Source organism: uncultured Sphingomonas sp., assembly GCF_913062585.1.
GTDB lineage: Bacteria > Pseudomonadota > Alphaproteobacteria > Sphingomonadales > Sphingomonadaceae > Sphingomonas.
Window position 1 is genome coordinate 47,585 of sequence record NZ_CAJXWX010000025.1, and the last position, 18,154, is coordinate 65,738.

An 18,154-nucleotide genomic window follows, 5' to 3' on the forward strand; every position below is an offset into this window, starting at 1 on the left:
TTACAGCGCCTCCAGCTTGAACGACGACGCACCGCTGGTCAGTTGCGGATTCTGCGCGCCCTCGGCCCGCGCGATATAGCCTTTCGACTTCTCGACCTCGTTGCCCAGCGTGGTGACGGTGGTCTTCATCGAATCGAGCGCCTTCAGCTTGAAGCTGTCGATCGCATCCATCGTGTCATAGATATTCTGGAAGGCGCGTTGCAGCGTCTCCAGCGGAATGGTCGAGGCCGCCGCCTGCTCATGGATCTGCGCGGTCTGGCTGCGCAGCAGCTTGCCGGTCGAATCGATGATGTTGGCCGTGGTCGAGTTGAGCGCGGTGATCTGGTCGAGCACCAGCTTCTGGTTGGCCAGCGCCTGCGCCACGGTGACGGCGGTACGCAAAGCGGAGACGGTGGTGGTCGAGGCGCGGTCGACACCCTTCACCAGCTCGACATTGTTCTTCTTGACCAGGTCGAGCGCCAGATAGCCCTGCACCGTGACCGCCATCTGGGTCAGCAGGTCCTGGGTCCGCTGGCGGGTATAGAAGAGCGCGGTCTCGCGGATCGCCTTGGCCTTGGCGGGATCGGTGTGGTCCAGCTCGTTCGCGGTATCCTCCAGCTTGGAGTCCATCGTCTTGGACAGATGGATCATCTGCTCCAGCCGCCCCATCGCCGACCACAGGTTCGCACGCTCGGTGTCGATGGCGGCATTGTCCATCAACAGCTCGTCACGGCCCGAGGACAGGCTCTTCAGGATCGCGGCGATATGCGACTGCGACGAGCGATAACCGTCGAAATAGTCGCGCATCTTGTTGCCGAAGGGCAGGATGCCGAGCAGCTTGCGCGGGGCGGAGAGATTGCCCTGGCGACCGGGATCGAGGCTTTCGACCACGCGGCGCAGTTCGGTCAGGTCCTTGCCCACCCCCGTCTCACCGTCCATCGCCTTGACCGGTCGGTCGAGGAAACGGTTCGACTGGCTGGCCGCCTCGCGGATTTCCTTCTGGCCCATCGCGGTGATCGCATCGACGCGGCGGCCGAATTCGGGGCTGTTGACGTCCTGCGCGATCAACTCGGCGACGAAGCCGTCGACCTTCTGCTCCAGCTGGCTGCGCGTCTTGTCGTCCACGGGCACCAGCCCGGCGGCCTGGGCGGGCGCCACCGTCGGCACGGGATCGGGCGGCGTGAGCGTCAGCCCCTTTTCCTGGGTCACGGTATCGGCGGTCGTGGCCATGCTCAAACTCTCCAAATGCGCAGCCCTAGTGTGGAGGGGATGGCGGCAGGGTTCAAGTGTATTATGCAGGTAACACTATGCCAAAGGGGTTTCCCCCACATTCCTCCCCTGGAAGGGGAGGTGGCAGGGCGAAGCCCTGACGGAGGGGTGTCACGCTATCGAGAGGTGGACACCCCTCCGACGCGCTAACGCGCGCCACCTCCCCTTCCAGGGGAGGAATGGGGGAGAAATTGATCGCTCTCTTTGCGCAACCGAAGCCAGGGGGGTTCGTTACCTCGGCTCGGCCTCGCCTCTCCGGGCGGTCTGATCGTCCTCGAAGCTTATGATCCCGCGCCTTCACGTGCGGAATCATAATGCTGGGGGGTCGCGACCATTTCCCGAACGGAGGTGCCGGGCCGAACGCAGCAGACAGAGACACCTACCTGGCCCCTAACGGTCATCTGACCGGCGGGGGTCCGTTTTCGACGCGATACCAACCTGCGTTCAGGCGTCGAACAGCCCGTCCTGCGACCCGATCGGCGGATTGAGGCCCAGATGCTTCCACCCGCCCGGATTGAGGATGCGCCCGCGCGCGGTGCGGGCGAGCAGGCCGAGCTGGATCAGGAACGGCTCGATCACCTCCTCAATCGTGTCGCGCGGCTCCGACAGTCCGGCGGCCAGCGTCTCCACGCCCACCGGTCCGCCACGATAGACATCGGCGATCATCGTCAGATAGCGCCGGTCCATCGCGTCCAGTCCCAGCGCATCGACCTCGAGCCGGTTGAGCGCCTGGTCGGCAGCGGCGGCGTGGACGATCTCATGCCCCGCCACGGTCGCGAAGTCGCGCACCCGGCGCAGCAGGCGACCGGCGATACGCGGCGTGCCCCGCGAGCGGCGTGCGACCTCGACCGCGCCGTCCTCCGCGATCGGCAGGTCGAGCAGGCGGGCGGCGCGGGTGACGACGCGGGTCAGTTCCTCGACCGTGTAGAATTGCAGGCGGACCGGAATGCCGAATCGGTCGCGCAAGGGGGTGGTCAGCAACCCCTGCCGCGTCGTCGCTCCGACCAGCGTGAAGCGCGGCAGGTCGATCCGCACCGAACGCGCCGACGGCCCCTCGCCGATCATCAGGTCGAGGACACGGTCCTCCATGGCGGGGTACAGGACTTCCTCGACCGCCGGTTGCAGGCGGTGGATTTCGTCGATGAACAGGACGTCGCCGTCCTCCAAATTGGTCAGCAGCGCGGCGAGGTCGCCCGACTTGGCGATGACGGGCCCGGAGGTCGCGCGGAAGCCCACCCCCATCTCCCGCGCAATGATCTGCGCCAGCGTCGTCTTGCCCAGGCCCGGCGGGCCGAAGAACAGGACGTGATCCAGCGCATCGCCACGCCCCCGCGCCGCCTGGATAAAGACGCGCAAATTATCGCGCGCCGCCTGCTGGCCGACAAATTCGTCCAGGCTTTTCGGGCGGAGCGCGGCGTCGACATCCTCGGGACGGCGGCTGGCGGATAACAGGCGGTCTTGGTCGGTCACGCCCGTCCTCCTAGCGGCTGCGGCCCCCGACTGTCGAGCGGAAGCGCGAACATTGCGCGAACATGTTGCCGCCAACCGGCCGATGCTGATCCGGGTGGCGGACTCAGGGCCAAAATCGCGCTAAAACAAGGGCCATGCCGTACGACATCTTCCTGGCCACCGCCATTCCGCCCGCGCTGGAGACCCTGCTCGCCGAACGCTTCACGCTTCATCGCGACACCGCACCGCCGACGACGCGCGCGATCGTCGGCGGGGGCATGATGACGGTCGACGCCGCGCTGCTCGACCGGCTGCCCGAGCTGGAGATCATCGCGGTTCACGGCGTCGGCCATGACGGGATCGACCACGACGCCGTCGCCGCGCGCGGCATCCGCATCGCGATCACGCCCGACATCCTGACCGAGGATGTCGCCGACCAGGCGATCGCGCTGTGGCTGGCGGTCGACCGGCGGATCGCGGCGAATGATCGGGCGGTGCGGATGGGCAATTGGACGGTGCCTCTCGGCCGTCGGGCCAGCGGGCGGCGGATCGGGATTTTCGGGCTCGGCCGGATCGGTCAGGCCATCGCGCGGCGGGCGGAGCCGTTCGGGGGCGAGATCCTCTACACCGCGCGGTCGCAGAAGGACGTGGCGTGGCGATTCGTGCCCGATCTGACAGCCCTGGCGGCGGCGTGCGACGTGTTGTTCCTCGCCGCGCCCGGCGGAGAGGAAACGCGCGGCGTGGTCGACGCGCAGGTGCTGGCGCAGCTGGGGCCGGACAGCGTGCTCGTCAATATCGCGCGCGGCAGTGTGGTCGATGAAGCTGCGCTGATCGCGGCGCTGGAGTCGCACGGGATCGCGGGGGCGGGCCTGGATGTCTTCGCCGACGAGCCCGACGTGCCCTATGCGCTGCGCCGGATGAACCATGTCGTGCTGGCCCCGCACCAGGGGAGCGCGACGCGAGAGGGCCGCGCGGCGATGGCGGAGATGGTGATGGCCAATCTCGACGCGCATTTTGCGGGGCGGGAGGTGCCGGGGTTGTTGGGTTAGCGGATCCCCTTGGCCTTGGCCTTGGCCTTGGCCTTGGCCTTGGCCTTCGCTCAAGCGGAACGGGGTTTGGATTGGGCGCACATTACAAACAGCCGTTCAGGCTGAGCGAAGTCGAAGCCCACGCCCCGCGTTACTTCGCCGCCTTGCGCAAAGCCAAACGGACGAGCGCATCAAGCGAAGCCCCCGCCCCCAACTCCTCTTCCGCCGCGGCGACCGCCGCATTGGCTTCGGCCGGGCGGAAGCCCAGGTTGAGCAGCGCCGACACCGCATCCGCGCCGGCGCCCATCGGCGCAGCTCCCCCGCCGCCCGATCCGGGCGCGAGGACGATCCCGCCGACCTTGTCCTTCAACTCCATGACGATCCGCTGGGCGAGCTTGGGCCCGACGCCATTGGCGCGGGCGACCATCGCCTTGTCGCCGCTGGCGATCGCGCGCATCAGGTCGGCGGGCTCCAGCGCCGACAGGATCGCCAGCGCCACGCGCGACCCCACGCCCTGCACGCCGGTCAGCAAGCGGAACCAGTCGCGCTCATCGGCGCTGGCGAAACCGACGAGGCGGATCGAATCCTCCGACACCAGCATCTCGGTATGCAGCATCGCCGCCTCGCCCACCGGCCCGATGGCGGACAAAGTGCGCGCGGAGGCGCCGACCAGATAGCCGACCCCGCCCACGTCGATCACCGCATGATCGATGCCGGTGGAGTCCAAACGTCCCTTGAGATGCGCGATCATGGACGTGGGTTAGAACAAAAGGGGGTGGACGTCACGGGGGTTATCGCAGGCGATTCGCGTGCGGCGGGCCCTCCCCCATCCCCTCCCACTTGCGGGAGGGGCGTGCCAAGGTTCGAACGCCGGAATCCCTTGAAGCTGCGCTTGCGGATAGCCCAGTAACGCACCCCTCCCGCAGGCGGGAGGGGATGGGGGAGGGAAAGCCGCGAGCAAGACGGCCCGTTAAACCGCCCCCACCCGCCGCTGCATCGCCCGCGCGCTCGCCAGGTGATGCGCGTGCGTAATCGCCACCGCCAGCGCATCCGCCGCGTCGGGCCCGGTCAGCTTCACGCCGGGCAGCAAATGCCCGACCATCGCCTGCACCTGTTTCTTGTCCGCGCCGCCGGTGCCGACGGTCGCTTTCTTGACGATGCTGGGATGATATTCGCCGACGATCAGCCCCGCCTGCGCCGCCGCGAGCAGGACGATGCCGCGCGCCTGGCCCAGCTTCAGCGTCGATTGCGCATTGCTGTTGCCCAGCACTTCCTCGACTGCCGCGCCGTCGGGCCGTTGCTGGCGGATCACGTCGTAGAGCGCGGCGTGCAGGTTCGCGAGGCGCCGGGGGAGCGGCATCGATGGCTCGGTCTTGATCTGCCCGTTGGCGACATGACGCAGCCGGTTGCCTTCCACTGCGATCACCCCCCAGCCGGTGGTGCCAAGGCCGGGGTCGAGGCCGAGAATGATGGCAGGGGGTGGCGTCATGTTAGGTCTTTCGGAGGGTCATCGCTGCCTGGCCTGCCCCTCCACCACGCGGCCTTGCCGCGCGGTCCCCCTCCCCAGGCACAGCCTGGGGAGGAATGGGGATTAGCCGAGCTTTTCCATCACTTCGTCGGAGACTTCGTAATTGCCCCAGACGGTCTGGACGTCGTCGTCATCGTCCAGCGTGTCGATTAGCTTGAACAAAGTCGCCGCCGCCGCTTCGTCGACCGCGACCATGGTCTGCGGACGCCAGGCGAGCTTGGCGCCTTCCGCCTCGCCCAGCACGGGCTCCAGCGCCTTGGCAACTTCATGCAGATCGGCCTGCGCGGTCCAGATCTCGTGGCCGTCTTCCGACGAGGTCACGTCCTCGGCCCCCGCTTCCAGCGCCGCCTCGAACACCTTCTCGGCGTCGCCCGCGCTGGCGGGATAGTTGATCAGGCCCATCCGGTCGAAGCCATGGCTGACCGAACCGGCGGTGCCGAGGTTGCCGCCATTCTTCGACACCGCAGTGCGCACATTGGTCGCGGTGCGGTTGCGATTGTCGGTCAGCGCCTCGATGATCAGGCTGACGCCGCCGGGGCCGAAGCCCTCATAGCGGACTTCCTCGTAATTCTCCCCATCGCCGCGCGAGGCCTTGTCGATCGCGCGCGCGATATTGTCTTTGGGCATCGAGGCCGCCTTGGCCGCGTTGACGGCGGCGCGCAGACGCGGATTCATGTCCGGGTCGGGCGTGCCCATCTTGGCCGCGACGGTGATTTCGCGGCTGAGCTTGGAGAATGCCGCCGAGCGCTTCTTATCCTGCGCGCCCTTGCGGTGCATGATGTTCTTGAATTTGCTGTGGCCTGCCATCGGTGCCTCTTGAAATGATCGCGCTCTCTACGACCGCTCTAGGGCCTTTGCCAACCCGTCGATCTTCGCCTCCAGGCTGTCGAGCCGTTCGATCACGGCATTGTCCAGCTTGTGGTGCAACCGCAATATGTCGATCTCGGCGCGCAAATTGGTGCGATAGTCGAGGCTGGCGGCCAGCCGGTCCTTTGCCGATTGCCGGTTCTGGCTCATCATGATGACCGGCGCCTGGACCGCCGCCAGCGTCGAGAGCATCAGGTTGAGGAAGATATAGGGGTAGGGATCGAAGACCAGCCCGAAATGGCCGAGCACGTCCGAGTTGAGCAGCATCCAGGCCAGCAGGATCACCGAAAAGGTGATGATGAAGCCCCAGCTGCCGCCGACCGCCGCCACCCGGTCCGCCAGTTTTTCGCCCCAGGTCGAGCTTTCGTCGGCGACATCGGCGGCGTCGCGGGCGCTCAGCTGGCCCGACTCGATATCGGCGATGACCTGGGTTTCTTCCTCGTCCAGTTCATGCGCGGGTTTGCCCAGCGTCCGGCGGGCGATTTCGGCGGCGGTCGACAGGGCCATCGGCAGAGCGCTCCGTTCAGAGAATCAAATGCCTTGCTCCTTGGGGCGTTGATCGGCCAAACGCCAGAGTCATGACGGTACGCGTGGATATGGGAACCGACGAGCGTGGCTCGTCGGTGCCGATCGATCTTGAGGAACTGCTGGCGACCCGCCTGCTGGTGCAGGGCAATTCGGGGTCGGGAAAGTCGCATCTGCTGCGCCGCCTGCTGGAGAAATCGGCGGGTCAGGTGCAGCAGGTGGTCATCGACCCCGAAGGCGATTTCGTCACCCTGTCCAAGGCGTATGGCCATGTCGTGATCGAGGCGGGCGACTATGCCGAGCGTGAGGTTGGGCGCTTCGCCACACGGATTCGCGAGCACCGCGCCTCGGTGGTTTTGAGTCTCGAAGGGCTGGAGATCGAGGGGCAGATGCGCTGCGCCGCGACCTTCCTCAACGCGCTGTTCGATGCCCCGCGCGAGCATTGGTATCCCGCGCTGGTCGTGGTCGACGAGGCGCAGCTCTTCGCCCCCACCACCGGCGGCGAAGTGACCGAGGAAGTCCGTCGCGCCTCGCTGTCCGCGATGACCAATTTGATGTGCCGCGGGCGCAAGCGCGGGCTGGCGGGGGTGATCGCGACCCAGCGACTCGCGAAACTCGCCAAGAACGTCGCGGCGGAGGCGTCCAACTTCCTGATGGGGCGCACCTTCCTCGACATCGACATGGCGCGCGCCGCCGACCTGCTGGGCATGGAGCGGCGGCAGGCCGACTCGATCCGCGATCTGGCGCGCGGCACCTTCCTGGCGCTGGGGCCTGCGGTGTCGCGGCGGCCGATCACGGTGAAGATCGGCGCGGTCGAAACCTCGGCCCGGTCGGGCAGCCCCAAGCTGACCCCCCTGCCCGACGCGCCGCCGCCGGACCTGCAGGAACTGCTCTTCGCGCCCGTCGAGGACGCGCCGACGCTGCCAATGACCTTCGACCCGCGCCCGCGCCGGGTGCCCGCCGAGGAACTGATGGCCGATCTCGGCCGCCCGCCTTTGCCGACGACCGCCGCGCCGCCCGCGCCGGAAATGGATGAGGCGGAGGTTGAGGCGATCTACGAACAGGTGCTTCGCGCGATCGTCGAGGACCCCGAATCGACCTTCCGCCCTGCCTCTGTGCTGTTCCAGGACTTCCAGGTGCGGTGCCGGATGGCGGGACTGGCCCGGCCACCGCTCGACCTGAACGGCTTTGCCCGGCGCCTGTCCTGCGCGCGCGCGGGGATTTTCGACGTCAACGATCCCGACTGGCAGGAAGCACTGGCACTGGCGGCGATGCTGCCCGACGACATGCTGGGCGCATTCCTGCTGGTCGCACGCGCCGCGCGGGAGGGCCTGCCCTGCCCGCCGGATACAAAGATCGCCGAGACATACGGCACCAGTTCGCTGGGCCGGGTGAAGCGGCTGATCGCCTATATCGAGAGTCGGGATTTGTTCGTGTGCCGGACCGATTTGACGGGGAAGCGGTCGATCACGATTCCGCGGCTGGGCTGGACGACCCAGGCGGCGGAGATGGGGTGAGGGTTTGGCTTGGCCTTCGACTTCGCTCAGGCTGAACGGGGGTTGGTGATTAGGGCCAGCGGAGACCATGGTTTGGAGCGATGGCTTAGACCCGCGCCCTACTTGTCCCGACGTTTTGCTGGCCTGTCGTCATCGCGGCGCATTTTCCGTTCCAATAGCATCGTGAGCAACTGATCCGACCAGCTTAGCGCGATGATGGGGGGAATAGCCAAGACAGCCCAGAACCAAGTCATTCTACCTCCGAGGCAGGCCCTTTGCCGTCATAAGCCAGAGATAGGCTAGATTGGAGGAACTATAAACCGGCACACGCTACGCCATCCGAAACGCAAGTCCCCCACCCCGTTCAGCCTGAGCGAAGTCGAAGGCCACGCTCCACCGCCAACCCCATACAAAAAAGGGCGACGGAGCCACAAGCCCCGCCGCCCTTCGCACGTCCGAACCCGAAACCGGGATCAGATCATGCCCAGCGCCTTCATGTAAACCTCGAGGATCGCTTCCTCTTCCTGATATTCCTCGCGCTTCTTCTTGCGGATAGCCATGATCTTCTTGATCGCCTTGGGGTCGTATCCGCGCGCCTTGGCTTCGGCGAAGACGTCCTTGATATCGTCCGAAATGCCCTTCTTCTCTTCTTCCAGCCGCTCGGCCCGCTCGATCAGCAGGCGCAGCTCGTCGGCCGTCACATTGCCGCTGCTGTCGAAATTCTCGTCCGCCATGTCTTGTAACCCTCTGAAATCCTGTGCGCCCCGATCGACCCGCCGCCACGACACAGGCCCTGCCCATGGGCAAGGTCGGTCCGGCGCGGATGTCGGGATCGGCGCCGGGTCTAGGCGGTTCCGGCCCCGGGCTCAAGCCGCCGTTAAGCGTTCTTCTTCACACTTTCGGCCATGCGCGCCAGCTGCTCCGGCGTCGCCTCGCCCTGATGCTCGGCCTTCCACTGATCGTACGGCATACCGTAGATCGCCTCGCGCGCGGTCGCCTTGTCGACCCCCGCCGCCTCGCCGACCCAATCGGACAGGCAGTTGCGGCAAAAGCCCGCCAGCCCCATCAGGTCGACATTTTGCGCATCGGTCCGGTGGCGCAGGTGCAGCACCAGCCGTCGAAAGGCCGCCGCCGCCGCCTTGTCATCGATTGCATTCAACGCATCCAGCGTATCGGCCATATTCGTCGCTCCTAGGTTGATCGTAACGTATTTGGCTTTAGGACACAGGCCGAAAAAAAGCAGGATGTGAACATGACCACTCTCCCCCCGCGTTCGCGTAAAGTTCGCGTCCTCGCCACACTCGGCCCCGCCAGCAGCGATCCCGAGACGATCGCCACCCTGTTTCAGGCAGGTGCCGACGCCTTCCGGATCAATATGAGCCATGGCGACCAGCAGTCGAAGGTCCCGCTGATCCAGGCGATCCGCGCGCTGGAGGAGCGGTTCGACCGCCCGACGACGATCCTGGCCGATCTTCAGGGACCGAAGCTGCGCGTCGGCAAGTTCGCCGAGGGCAAGGTCATGCTGGAGACCGGCAGCACCTTCATCCTCGACCGCGATCCGACGCCGGGCGACGCGACCCGTGTCGAGCTGCCGCACAAGGAAATCTTCGCCGCGATCGAGCCGGGCGCGCGCCTGCTGCTCGACGACGGCAAGCTGGTGCTGCGCGTCGCCTTCCATGACGAGCAGAAGATCACGACCCTGGTCGAGGTCGGCGGCGCGCTGTCGAACAACAAGGGGCTGAACGTCCCGGACGTCGTGCTGCCGATGGCCGCGCTGACCGAGAAGGATCGCTCGGACCTGGCCTTCGCGGTCGAGCAGGGCGTCGACTGGATCGCGCTGTCCTTCGTGCAGCGGCCCGAGGACCTGATGGAGGCGCGCGGCCTGATCAAGGGGCGCGCGGCGCTCCTCGCCAAGATCGAGAAGCCGCAGGCGATCGACCGGCTGGAGGAAATCGTCGAGCAGTGCGACGGCGTGATGGTCGCGCGCGGCGACCTGGGCGTCGAGCTGCCGCCCCAGGCGGTGCCGCCGCTTCAGAAGCGCATCGTCGAGGTGTCGCGCCGTATGGGCCGCCCGGTCGTCGTCGCGACGCAGATGCTCGAATCGATGATCCAGAGCCCCTCGCCCACCCGCGCCGAGGTGTCGGACGTGGCGACCGCCATTTACGACGGCGCCGACGCGATCATGCTGTCGGCCGAGTCGGCGGCGGGCGCCTGGCCGGTCGAATCGGTCGCGATGATGAATGCCATCGGCGTGTCGGTGGAGAACGACCCCGGCCACGGCGAACGCATCCACTTCACCGCGATGACCCCCGACCCGACCACCGCCGACGCACTGGCCGAGGCCGCCGCGCGGATCACCAACACCGTGTCGTCCAAGGCGATCATCTGCTTCACCTCCAGCGGGTCGACCGCGCGTCGCGTGGCGCGCGAGCGTCCCTCGGTGCCGATCCTGGTCCTGACCCCGCAGCTAGAGACGGCGCGCCGTCTCGGCCTGCTCTGGGGCTGTCACGCGGTCCATACCCGCGACGTCGAATCCTTCGAGGAGATGGTCGCCAAGTCCAAGCGCATGGCCCTGCGCCACGGTATCGCCGAGGCGGGCAACCAGGTCGTGCTGATGGCGGGCGTCCCCTTCCGCACGCCGGGATCGACCAACGTGCTGCACGTCACCCGCATCATGGGCGACGAGCTGGCCAATTACGGAGACGGCAACGAGGCGTAAGCGTCGCATCGCTTTCCGACGGCACGTCATGGGGGCGGCGGGGTGAAGACTCCGCCGCCCTTTTTCATGGCAGGGAAGCGGCCGATGGCAGATAAAAAAAAGCCAGCGCCGTAGCGCTGGCCTTATCTGGTGCAGACATGACTGCTTGTTAGCCGCCAGTACCGCAATCTCTGAGGCCTTTAAGATCGCCAGATCACCGCCGAAGGTCAAGCACAATTTACAACCGGAACGGACATGTCTTGATTCCGCGCCCCAGGACTTTCCCGCTTAGACAAAGCGGTCCATCATGACGCCCAAAGCGATGGACGGGGGAGCAAATGGACTGGCGGCTGGGTCTCGATCTCGGGGCGAATTCACTGGGTTGGGCGGCGTTACGGCTGGACGGCGCCGGCAAGCCCGAGGGCATCCTCGCCATGGGCTCGCGTATCTTCAGCGACGGGCGGGATCCCAAATCGGGTGCGTCGCTCGCCGTCGACCGGCGCGCCGCCCGCGCCATGCGGCGGCGGCGGGATCGGTTCAAGCAGCGCCAGGCCGCGCTCATTAAATATCTCATCCGTGACGGCCTGTTCTCCGCCGATCAGGCCCAGCGACAGCAGTTGGCGATCGAGGATCCCTATGCCCTTCGCGCCCGCGCGCTGGACGAAAAGCTGTCGCTGCCCGAACTGGGCCGCGCGCTGTTCCACCTCAACCAGCGGCGTGGGTTCCAGTCCAATCGCAAGGCCGACCGCAAGGCGGGCGACGATGCGGGCAAGATCGCGATCGGCGTCGACCGACTGGTCGAGAAGATGCAGGAACGGGACGCGCGCACGTTGGGCGAATTTCTCCACATGCGGCGGCAGGATGCGGAAAATGCCAATCACATCCCCTCGGTCCGCACCCGGCTGCGCCCCGAAACCGGCGAGGGGGCCAAGGGCGACGGCTATGACTTCTACCCCTCGCGCAAGCTGATCGCCGACGAGTTCGAACAGATTTGGGCGGCGCAGGCCGACTATCACCCCGATGCGCTGACGCCCGAAGTCCATCGGCGGCTGCACGAGATCATCTTCCACCAGCGCCCGCTCAAAGCACCCCCGGTCGGGCAATGCACGCTGGTCCCCGGCGAAACCCGGCTGCCCAAGGCGCATCCGCTGTTCCAGAAACGTCGCCTGCTGGAGGAGATCAACGCGCTCGCCATCGTCCGGGCGGGCGAGGTCGCGCAGCGCCTGACTCCCGAGCAACGCGACACGCTCTACCTCGCGCTCAAGACCCGCGCGAAAATGACCTTTGCGGCCATGCGCAAGCAACTGAAGCTCGACCCCGCCGACCGGTTCAACAAGGAAAGCGAGAACCGCACCGAATTGAAGGGCGACGAGGTCGCAGCCGAAATGGGCGCCAAGACGCGGTTTGGCACGCGCTGGCCGCATCTGTCGGTCGAAGCGCAATGGGGCGTGGTCGAGCGCCTGATGGCGCTGGAGACCGACCGCGACGAAACCGCGTTTCAGGATTGGCTGCGACAGACCCATAATCTGTCGGAGGAGGGGGCCAACGCGGTCCTGGGCGCACGTCTGCCCGATGGCCATGGTCGCTTCGGCCCGACCGCGACGACGACGCTGATCGACTCGCTGCTCCATGACCGGACCGAAGATGGACGGGTGGTGGTCTATAGCGAGGCCGTGCAGCGCTCGGGCCTGGGCCATCACAGCGATTTCCGTCGTGACGATTCCGATGCCGCGACCGATGCGCTTCCCTATTATGGCATCGCGCTGGAACGGCACATCATGCCGGGTACCGCCGAGCCGACGGATCCCGATGAGATGCGGATCGGCCGCCTGACCAATCCCACGGTGCATATCGGCCTCAACCAGTTGCGGCACGTCGTGAACCGCCTGATCCGCGCCTATGGTCCGCCCGCAGAGATCGCGGTCGAACTGGCGCGCGAGCTGAAGCTGAACGACGAAGAGAAAAAGCGGCGCAACCGCGAGAATACCGACAACCGCCTCGCCGCCGAAGGCCGCTCCAGGAAACTATCGGAAATCGGGCAGCGTGACACCGGTGCCAATCGCGCGCTGCTGAAGCTATGGGAAGAGTTGAACCCCGGCAATGTCCTCGACCGGCGCTGCATCTATACCGGCGAGCAGATTTCGATCGACATGCTGTTTTCCGACCGGGTCGAGGTCGACCATATCCTGCCCTTTGCCGAGACGCTGGACGATTCGAACGGCAACAAGCTGCTCTGCCTGCGCGAGGCCAATCGCGAGAAGCGCCGTCGTTCGCCCTATGAAGCCTGGGGTCATACCGATCGCTGGCCGGGCATCGCCGAGCGTGCCTCGCGCCTGCCCAAAGCCAAGCGCTGGCGGTTCGAGCCCGATGCGATGCAGCGCTTTACCCAGGATGGCGGCTTCCTGGCCCGGCATCTGGTCGACACCCAATATCTGGGGCGACTGGCCCGCGAATATCTGACCTGGCTCTATCCGGGCCGCGGCGAGGGAACCGGCCATGTCTGGGTATCGCCAGGCCGGCTGACCGAGATGGTCCGGCGCAAGCTGGGGCTCAACGACCTGCTGCCCGACCACAATTTCGGCGGCGGCGCAGACCAGCCCAAGAACCGCCTCGACCATCGTCATCACGCCATCGACGCCGCGGTGGTCGCCATCGTCGACCGGGGGATGCTGAACGCGATCGCCCGCGCGTCGGGCCAGGACGGTAGCGAGGGACGAGAGCGGATCCATATCCCCGCCCCCTGGGAGAAATTTCGGGACGATCTGCGCGCGGCGGTCAACCGCATCATCGTCTCGCATCGCGCGGATCATGGCACGGTGTCCAAGGCGGGCCTGCGCGCCGGTCGCGATCAGACGGCCGGACGGCTGCACAACGAGACCGCCTATGGCCTGACCGGCGAGACGGACGCCAAGGGCAACAGTATCGTTGTCCGCCGCGTGCCCTTGTCGTCCATCAAGAAACCGGCCGATATCGCGCGGGTCCGCGATCCGATGCTCCGTGACGCCCTGGCCGAATTCACACAGGGGCTGGACGGCAAGGCGTTCGAGGCGCGTATCGCACGCTTCGGCGAGTTGGGCCCCCTTCTCTACCGCGGCATTCACCGGGTACGGGTGACCGAGCCGCTCGCCGTTATCCCGATCCGTGACGGGCAAGGCCGCGCGTATAAGGGATATAAGGGAGGAAGCAATTATCGCTATGATGTCTGGGAGTTGCCCGACGGCAAATGGGTCCCGCAGGTCACCTCGATGTTCGAGGCGCACCAGCCCGGCACAATCGATCGCCCCCATCCCGCCGCGCGAAAGGTCCTGAGCCTTCACCAAAGCGATGTGCTGGCAATCGAGCGGACGCCGAACGAACGGCAGTTGATGGTCGTCACTCAGTTCTGGCAAAATGGTCAGGTCCGACTGATCGCGCATAACGAGGCCGGCAAGCTGGACGATCGTCACAAGAATCCGGACGATCCCTATACCAACTTCTCACCCACCTGTGGTGGCCTGAAGAAACTGCGCGCCCGCCAGGTACGGATCGACCAACTCGGCCGGGTGCTCGACCCCGGCTTCCCGGCGCGCAAATCGGTTCGGCCGACGCGGACCGAAGCGGCCTGACGGAGCGAGCCGCGATGGGGCTGGAACGGATCGTCGATATCGCCACCGACAATCGGCATCTGTCCGCCCATCGCGGCTTCCTGATCGTCTCCGAGGAGCGGGTCGAGGTCGGCCGCGTGCCGCTCGACGATGTCGGGGCGGTCATCGTCCATGCGCACGGCGTCACCTGGTCGACCAATCTGATCGTGGCCCTGGCCGAGCGTGGTGCGGTGATGCTGCTATGCGGGCCCAATCACAGCCCCGCCGCCATCTGCCTGCCGATCGACGGCCATCATGCCCAGAATGGCCGGATGCGGGCGCAGTGGGAGGCCGGGCGGCCGCTCTCCAAGCAGCTCTGGCGCGCCTTGGTCGTCGCCAAGATCCGCTGGCAGGGTGCGGTACTGACCGCCAATGGCCATTCCGCCACCGCCTTCGACCATCTGGCGCGCAAGGTCGGCTCAGGCGACCCCGAGAATATCGAGGCGCAGGCCGCACGCCGATACTGGCCGCTGCTCATGGGCGAGGCGTTCCGGCGCGACCGGGATGCCGATGGCGCCAATGCGCTGCTCAATTACGGTTATGCGGTCCTGCGCGCCGCCTGTGCACGGGCCGTGGTGGCGGCCGGGCTGCATCCCTCGATCGGCGTCCACCATGCCCATCGCGGCAATCCCTTTGCGCTCGCCGATGATGTGATCGAGCCGTTCCGCGCGCTGGTCGATGCCCTGACCCTGAGGCTGATGGCGCAGGGCGTGGAGCGGGTCACGCCCGAGGCCAAGCGTGCCTATGCCGGGCTGATCGCGGTCGACCTGATGCTGGACGACGGGGTCACCACCGTCTGGCTGGCCATCCAGCGCGTCGCCCAGACGCTGGCGCGCAGCTTTCAGTCCGGGCGGGCGAGCGATCTGGTCCTGCCGCTGCCGCCCTCGGCGCTTGAGATCGCCGCGCTGGACGGATTGCTACCGCGATGAGCGCGGGGCCAGCGCAGCTATCGGGATATCGGCTGATGTGGATTTTCGTCATGTTCGACCTGCCCGTCACGAGCAAAGCCGAATCGCGCGCGGCAACCAGGTTCCGGGAGTATCTGCTCGACGAAGGGTTCGAGAAAAGCCAATTCTCAGTCTATGCCCGCTTTTGCAGCGGCAAGGAGCAGATGGAAGCCTATCTCCGCCGGATCGAGGCGAATTTGCCCGACAAGGGCGAAATCCACATATTGAGCTTCACCGACCGCCAATATGAGAATATCATCCGCTTCGCTGGCCAGTCCCGCAGACAGGCTCGGAAAAATCCCGACCAGTTGGCGCTATTCTGATGATTCGCGACGGTTTTGACTATACTGGATGGAGGATTTCGTCGTTGTGGATCAACACGATACCCCTCCATCCAGTATAGCCGCTCAGAGATTGCGGTCTAGCGGCAGCCTGCCGCACCGTCTCGACCAAATCCGACAGAGTATAGCCGCTCAGAGATTGCGGTCTAGCGGCAGCAAGATCGGCGAGCTGACCGGAGCCGCCACGAGTATAGCCGCTCAGAGATTGCGGTCTAGCGGCAGCGCACGCGACGCCTATGACCGCCACGACGGAGTATAGCCGCTCAGAGATTGCGGTCTAGCGGCAGCGCATCTTCGACTATGGCCGGTACCTAACGGAGTATAGCCGCTCAGAGATTGCGGTCTAGCGGCAGCTGGCTGCGCATGGTTCAATCATCGCCAATGAGTATAGCCGCTCAGAGATTGCGGTCTAGCGGCAGCAAGGTTTTGCCGCAGGTGTATGCCAAGGCTAGTATAGCCGCTCAGAGATTGCGGTCTAGCGGCAGCATGAAGATCGTATGGGACGAACCGAAGCGCAGTATAGCCGCTCAGAGATTGCGGTCTAGCGGCAGCTTCGTCGCGCTTGGCGATACCGACGGCCGAAGTATAGCCGCTCAGAGATTGCGGTCTAGCGGCAGCTAAGAAGGACCCGCATCTGGTCCACAAGATAGTATAGCCGCTCAGAGATTGCGGTCTAGCGGCAGCCATGATGGCCTGCCAATGCCGGTGGCTGGGAGTATAGCCGCTCAGAGATTGCGGTCTAGCGGCAGCCAGATGGGCTATGGCGAGCGGACCGGACAGAGTATAGCCGCTCAGAGATTGCGGTCTAGCGGCAGCTGATGGGCATCCATAGCCGAGAGCTGGATCAGTATAGCCGCTCAGAGATTGCGGTCTAGCGGCAGCGGCGGTTCACCATGTCGATTTGATCGGCCATCAGTATAGCCGCTCAGAGATTGCGGTCTAGCGGCAGCTGAGGGTTTCGATCAGACACACGCCGACCTAGTATAGCCGCTCAGAGATTGCGGTCTAGCGGCAGCAATTCGCCGCGGTCGTTCACCGCGTCCTGCAGTATAGCCGCTCAGAGATTGCGGTCTAGCGGCAGCTACTTCCAGCCGCGCCTGCATTGGCAGGCCAGTATAGCCGCTCAGAGATTGCGGTCTAGCGGCAGCATGCTCTTGCGCGGCAACGGCTATGGGCTGAGTATAGCCGCTCAGAGATTGCGGTCTAGCGGCAGCATATCGGCCTGCGCGTCGTCCTGGTGCAGCAGTATAGCCGCTCAGAGATTGCGGTCTAGCGGCAGCGCGCGGCCTGTCCGGCGCGGGGCGGGGTGGAGTATAGCCGCTCAGAGATTGCGGTCTAGCGGCAGCGCCGGGGCTCTTCGCAGCGATCGAAGCCGTAGTATAGCCGCTCAGAGATTGCGGTCTAGCGGCAGCGCAATGAAGATCAGCGCCAGCGCAGGAGCCAGTATAGCCGCTCAGAGATTGCGGTCTAGCGGCAGCGCGTGACGAAGCTCCCCCTCACCCCGGCCGAGTATAGCCGCTCAGAGATTGCGGTCTAGCGGCAGCGAAAACTCGCCCCGCCTTAATCCGGCGGAGAGTATAGCCGCTCAGAGATTGCGGTCTAGCGGCAGCACCGGCGAGAAGCAGGTCCGCGAGATGCGCAGTATAGCCGCTCAGAGATTGCGGTCTAGCGGCAGCACCGTCGAGCTGCCGCTCATTGGCGTCCCAAGTATAGCCGCTCAGAGATTGCGGTCTAGCGGCAGCGAAGAGCGTATCGTTGACGAAACTGTTGACAGTATAGCCGCTCAGAGATTGCGGTCTAGCGGCAGCGATTCTCCGACAGTTAGACGATTATCAGCAAGTATAGCCGCTCAGAGATTGCGGTCTAGCGGCAGCAACCTGTCGGTCCGCCCGCCGCATGAGGCCAGTATAGCCGCTCAGAGATTGCGGTCTAGCGGCAGCATCATCCCCGCGCGCCCATATCTGGGCTTCAGTATAGCCGCTCAGAGATTGCGGTCTAGCGGCAGCCTGGGGTGGGCTCCGGCATCGTCACAGATTTAGTATAGCCGCTCAGAGATTGCGGTCTAGCGGCAGCATTCCCCGCCGTTAATCCTGGCGTCGGCGCAGTATAGCCGCTCAGAGATTGCGGTCTAGCGGCAGCTCGATGAAGCTGATGTCGCCAGATCCGAAAAGTATAGCCGCTCAGAGATTGCGGTCTAGCGGCAGCGGCTGCAGGCAACGCAGCCTTGCCGATGTCAGTATAGCCGCTCAGAGATTGCGGTCTAGCGGCAGCAAGAGGATCATCGCCACGCTGCTGGATATCAGTATAGCCGCTCAGAGATTGCGGTCTAGAGGCTGTTATGAACCTGCGGCGATCGCAGCAGCCTGCTTCATCATGATGCAGGCGAAAGCGACGACGTGAAGTC

The 18,154-nt window shown here is 65.5% G+C and carries 14 protein-coding genes and 1 CRISPR repeat array; of the genes, 6 read left to right on the forward strand and 8 right to left on the reverse strand.

Annotated elements, in window-relative coordinates; translation table 11 throughout:
- Together QZ546_RS14830 and ruvB are read right to left on the reverse strand one after the other, a co-directional pair.
- Positions 1-1,209, reverse strand: a complete 1,209-nt coding sequence (locus QZ546_RS14830) for a toxic anion resistance protein (RefSeq protein WP_294239148.1) — start codon at positions 1,207-1,209, stop codon at positions 1-3.
- Positions 1,210-1,692: 483 nt separating this feature from the next.
- A complete protein-coding gene (ruvB, locus tag QZ546_RS14835) occupies positions 1,693-2,718 on the reverse strand; it encodes a Holliday junction branch migration DNA helicase RuvB (RefSeq protein ID WP_294239154.1) in 1,026 nt (341 codons plus the stop codon).
- A 134-nt stretch (positions 2,719-2,852) separates the two neighbouring features.
- On the opposite strand from ruvB, the gene QZ546_RS14840 reads away from it, so the two are divergent.
- Positions 2,853-3,746: a 2-hydroxyacid dehydrogenase gene (locus QZ546_RS14840; protein WP_294239157.1), complete on the forward strand. Its 894-nt coding sequence runs from the start codon at positions 2,853-2,855 to the stop codon at positions 3,744-3,746.
- A gap of 130 nt (positions 3,747-3,876) precedes the next feature.
- On the opposite strand, the gene ruvA is transcribed toward QZ546_RS14840, so the two are convergent.
- From ruvA to QZ546_RS14860, 4 genes are all read right to left on the reverse strand, one after another.
- On the reverse strand, positions 3,877-4,476 hold the full coding sequence (ruvA, locus tag QZ546_RS14845) for a Holliday junction branch migration protein RuvA (RefSeq protein ID WP_294239160.1): 600 nt from the start codon (positions 4,474-4,476) through the stop codon (positions 3,877-3,879).
- 219 nt (positions 4,477-4,695) lie between these two features.
- Positions 4,696-5,214 (reverse strand): crossover junction endodeoxyribonuclease RuvC, encoded by a 519-nt coding sequence (ruvC, locus tag QZ546_RS14850; protein ID WP_294239162.1) that lies wholly within the window; start codon positions 5,212-5,214, stop codon positions 4,696-4,698.
- Positions 5,215-5,316: 102 nt separating this feature from the next.
- A complete protein-coding gene (locus QZ546_RS14855) occupies positions 5,317-6,060 on the reverse strand; it encodes a YebC/PmpR family DNA-binding transcriptional regulator (protein WP_294239165.1) in 744 nt (247 codons plus the stop codon).
- Between the two features lie 27 nt (positions 6,061-6,087).
- Positions 6,088-6,627 (reverse strand): DUF1003 domain-containing protein, encoded by a 540-nt coding sequence (locus tag QZ546_RS14860; RefSeq protein WP_294239168.1) that lies wholly within the window; start codon positions 6,625-6,627, stop codon positions 6,088-6,090.
- A gap of 71 nt (positions 6,628-6,698) precedes the next feature.
- Between QZ546_RS14860 and QZ546_RS14865 the strand changes: the two genes are divergently transcribed.
- Entirely contained in the window at positions 6,699-8,162 is a 1,464-nt protein-coding gene (locus tag QZ546_RS14865; protein WP_294239171.1) for an ATP-binding protein, read from the forward strand.
- Positions 8,163-8,614: 452 nt separating this feature from the next.
- On the opposite strand, the gene QZ546_RS14870 is transcribed toward QZ546_RS14865, so the two are convergent.
- Together QZ546_RS14870 and QZ546_RS14875 are read right to left on the reverse strand one after the other, a co-directional pair.
- The gene (locus QZ546_RS14870) at positions 8,615-8,875 is read right to left on the reverse strand and encodes a DUF2312 domain-containing protein (RefSeq protein WP_037570224.1); all 261 of its coding nucleotides are present in this window, start codon (positions 8,873-8,875) and stop codon (positions 8,615-8,617) included.
- 143 nt (positions 8,876-9,018) lie between these two features.
- Positions 9,019-9,321: a DUF1244 domain-containing protein gene (locus QZ546_RS14875; protein WP_294239174.1), complete on the reverse strand. Its 303-nt coding sequence runs from the start codon at positions 9,319-9,321 to the stop codon at positions 9,019-9,021.
- 72 nt (positions 9,322-9,393) lie between these two features.
- Here QZ546_RS14875 and pyk point away from each other — a divergent pair, with 72 nt between their 5' ends.
- The 4 genes from pyk to cas2 all read left to right on the forward strand — a co-directional run bounded on the left by pyk (position 9,394) and on the right by cas2 (position 15,732).
- A complete protein-coding gene (gene pyk, locus QZ546_RS14880; RefSeq protein ID WP_294239176.1) occupies positions 9,394-10,860 on the forward strand; it encodes a pyruvate kinase in 1,467 nt (488 codons plus the stop codon).
- 317 nt (positions 10,861-11,177) lie between these two features.
- Positions 11,178-14,444: a type II CRISPR RNA-guided endonuclease Cas9 gene (cas9, locus tag QZ546_RS14885; protein WP_294239179.1), complete on the forward strand. Its 3,267-nt coding sequence runs from the start codon at positions 11,178-11,180 to the stop codon at positions 14,442-14,444.
- A 14-nt stretch (positions 14,445-14,458) separates the two neighbouring features.
- Positions 14,459-15,391: a type II CRISPR-associated endonuclease Cas1 gene (gene cas1, locus QZ546_RS14890; protein WP_294239182.1), complete on the forward strand. Its 933-nt coding sequence runs from the start codon at positions 14,459-14,461 to the stop codon at positions 15,389-15,391.
- Positions 15,392-15,426: 35 nt separating this feature from the next.
- Positions 15,427-15,732, forward strand: a complete 306-nt coding sequence (gene cas2 / locus QZ546_RS14895) for a CRISPR-associated endonuclease Cas2 (RefSeq protein WP_294239185.1) — start codon at positions 15,427-15,429, stop codon at positions 15,730-15,732.
- A gap of 73 nt (positions 15,733-15,805) precedes the next feature.
- A CRISPR array of direct repeats spans positions 15,806-18,087; the repeat unit is 36 nt; unit sequence AGTATAGCCGCTCAGAGATTGCGGTCTAGCGGCAGC.
- The last annotated feature ends 67 nt before the right edge of the window (positions 18,088-18,154 follow it).

Excerpts from the sequence above, each read along its gene's own strand:
- QZ546_RS14875 (WP_294239174.1), bottom strand. The coding sequence starts at position 9,321 with ATGGCCGATACGCTGGATGCGTTGAATGCAATCGATGACAAGGCGGCG.
- QZ546_RS14860 (WP_294239168.1), bottom strand. The coding sequence starts at position 6,627 with ATGGCCCTGTCGACCGCCGCCGAAATCGCCCGCCGGACGCTGGGCAAA.
- cas1 (WP_294239182.1), top strand. The coding sequence starts at position 14,459 with ATGGGGCTGGAACGGATCGTCGATATCGCCACCGACAATCGGCATCTG.
- cas9 (WP_294239179.1), top strand. The coding sequence starts at position 11,178 with ATGGACTGGCGGCTGGGTCTCGATCTCGGGGCGAATTCACTGGGTTGG.
- ruvA (WP_294239160.1), bottom strand. The coding sequence starts at position 4,476 with ATGATCGCGCATCTCAAGGGACGTTTGGACTCCACCGGCATCGATCAT.
- QZ546_RS14840 (WP_294239157.1), top strand. The coding sequence starts at position 2,853 with ATGCCGTACGACATCTTCCTGGCCACCGCCATTCCGCCCGCGCTGGAG.
- QZ546_RS14855 (WP_294239165.1), bottom strand. The coding sequence starts at position 6,060 with ATGGCAGGCCACAGCAAATTCAAGAACATCATGCACCGCAAGGGCGCG.
- QZ546_RS14870 (WP_037570224.1), bottom strand. The coding sequence starts at position 8,875 with ATGGCGGACGAGAATTTCGACAGCAGCGGCAATGTGACGGCCGACGAG.
- ruvC (WP_294239162.1), bottom strand. The coding sequence starts at position 5,214 with ATGACGCCACCCCCTGCCATCATTCTCGGCCTCGACCCCGGCCTTGGC.
- cas2 (WP_294239185.1), top strand. The coding sequence starts at position 15,427 with ATGTGGATTTTCGTCATGTTCGACCTGCCCGTCACGAGCAAAGCCGAA.
- pyk (WP_294239176.1), top strand. The coding sequence starts at position 9,394 with ATGACCACTCTCCCCCCGCGTTCGCGTAAAGTTCGCGTCCTCGCCACA.
- QZ546_RS14865 (WP_294239171.1), top strand. The coding sequence starts at position 6,699 with ATGACGGTACGCGTGGATATGGGAACCGACGAGCGTGGCTCGTCGGTG.
- QZ546_RS14830 (WP_294239148.1), bottom strand. The coding sequence starts at position 1,209 with ATGGCCACGACCGCCGATACCGTGACCCAGGAAAAGGGGCTGACGCTC.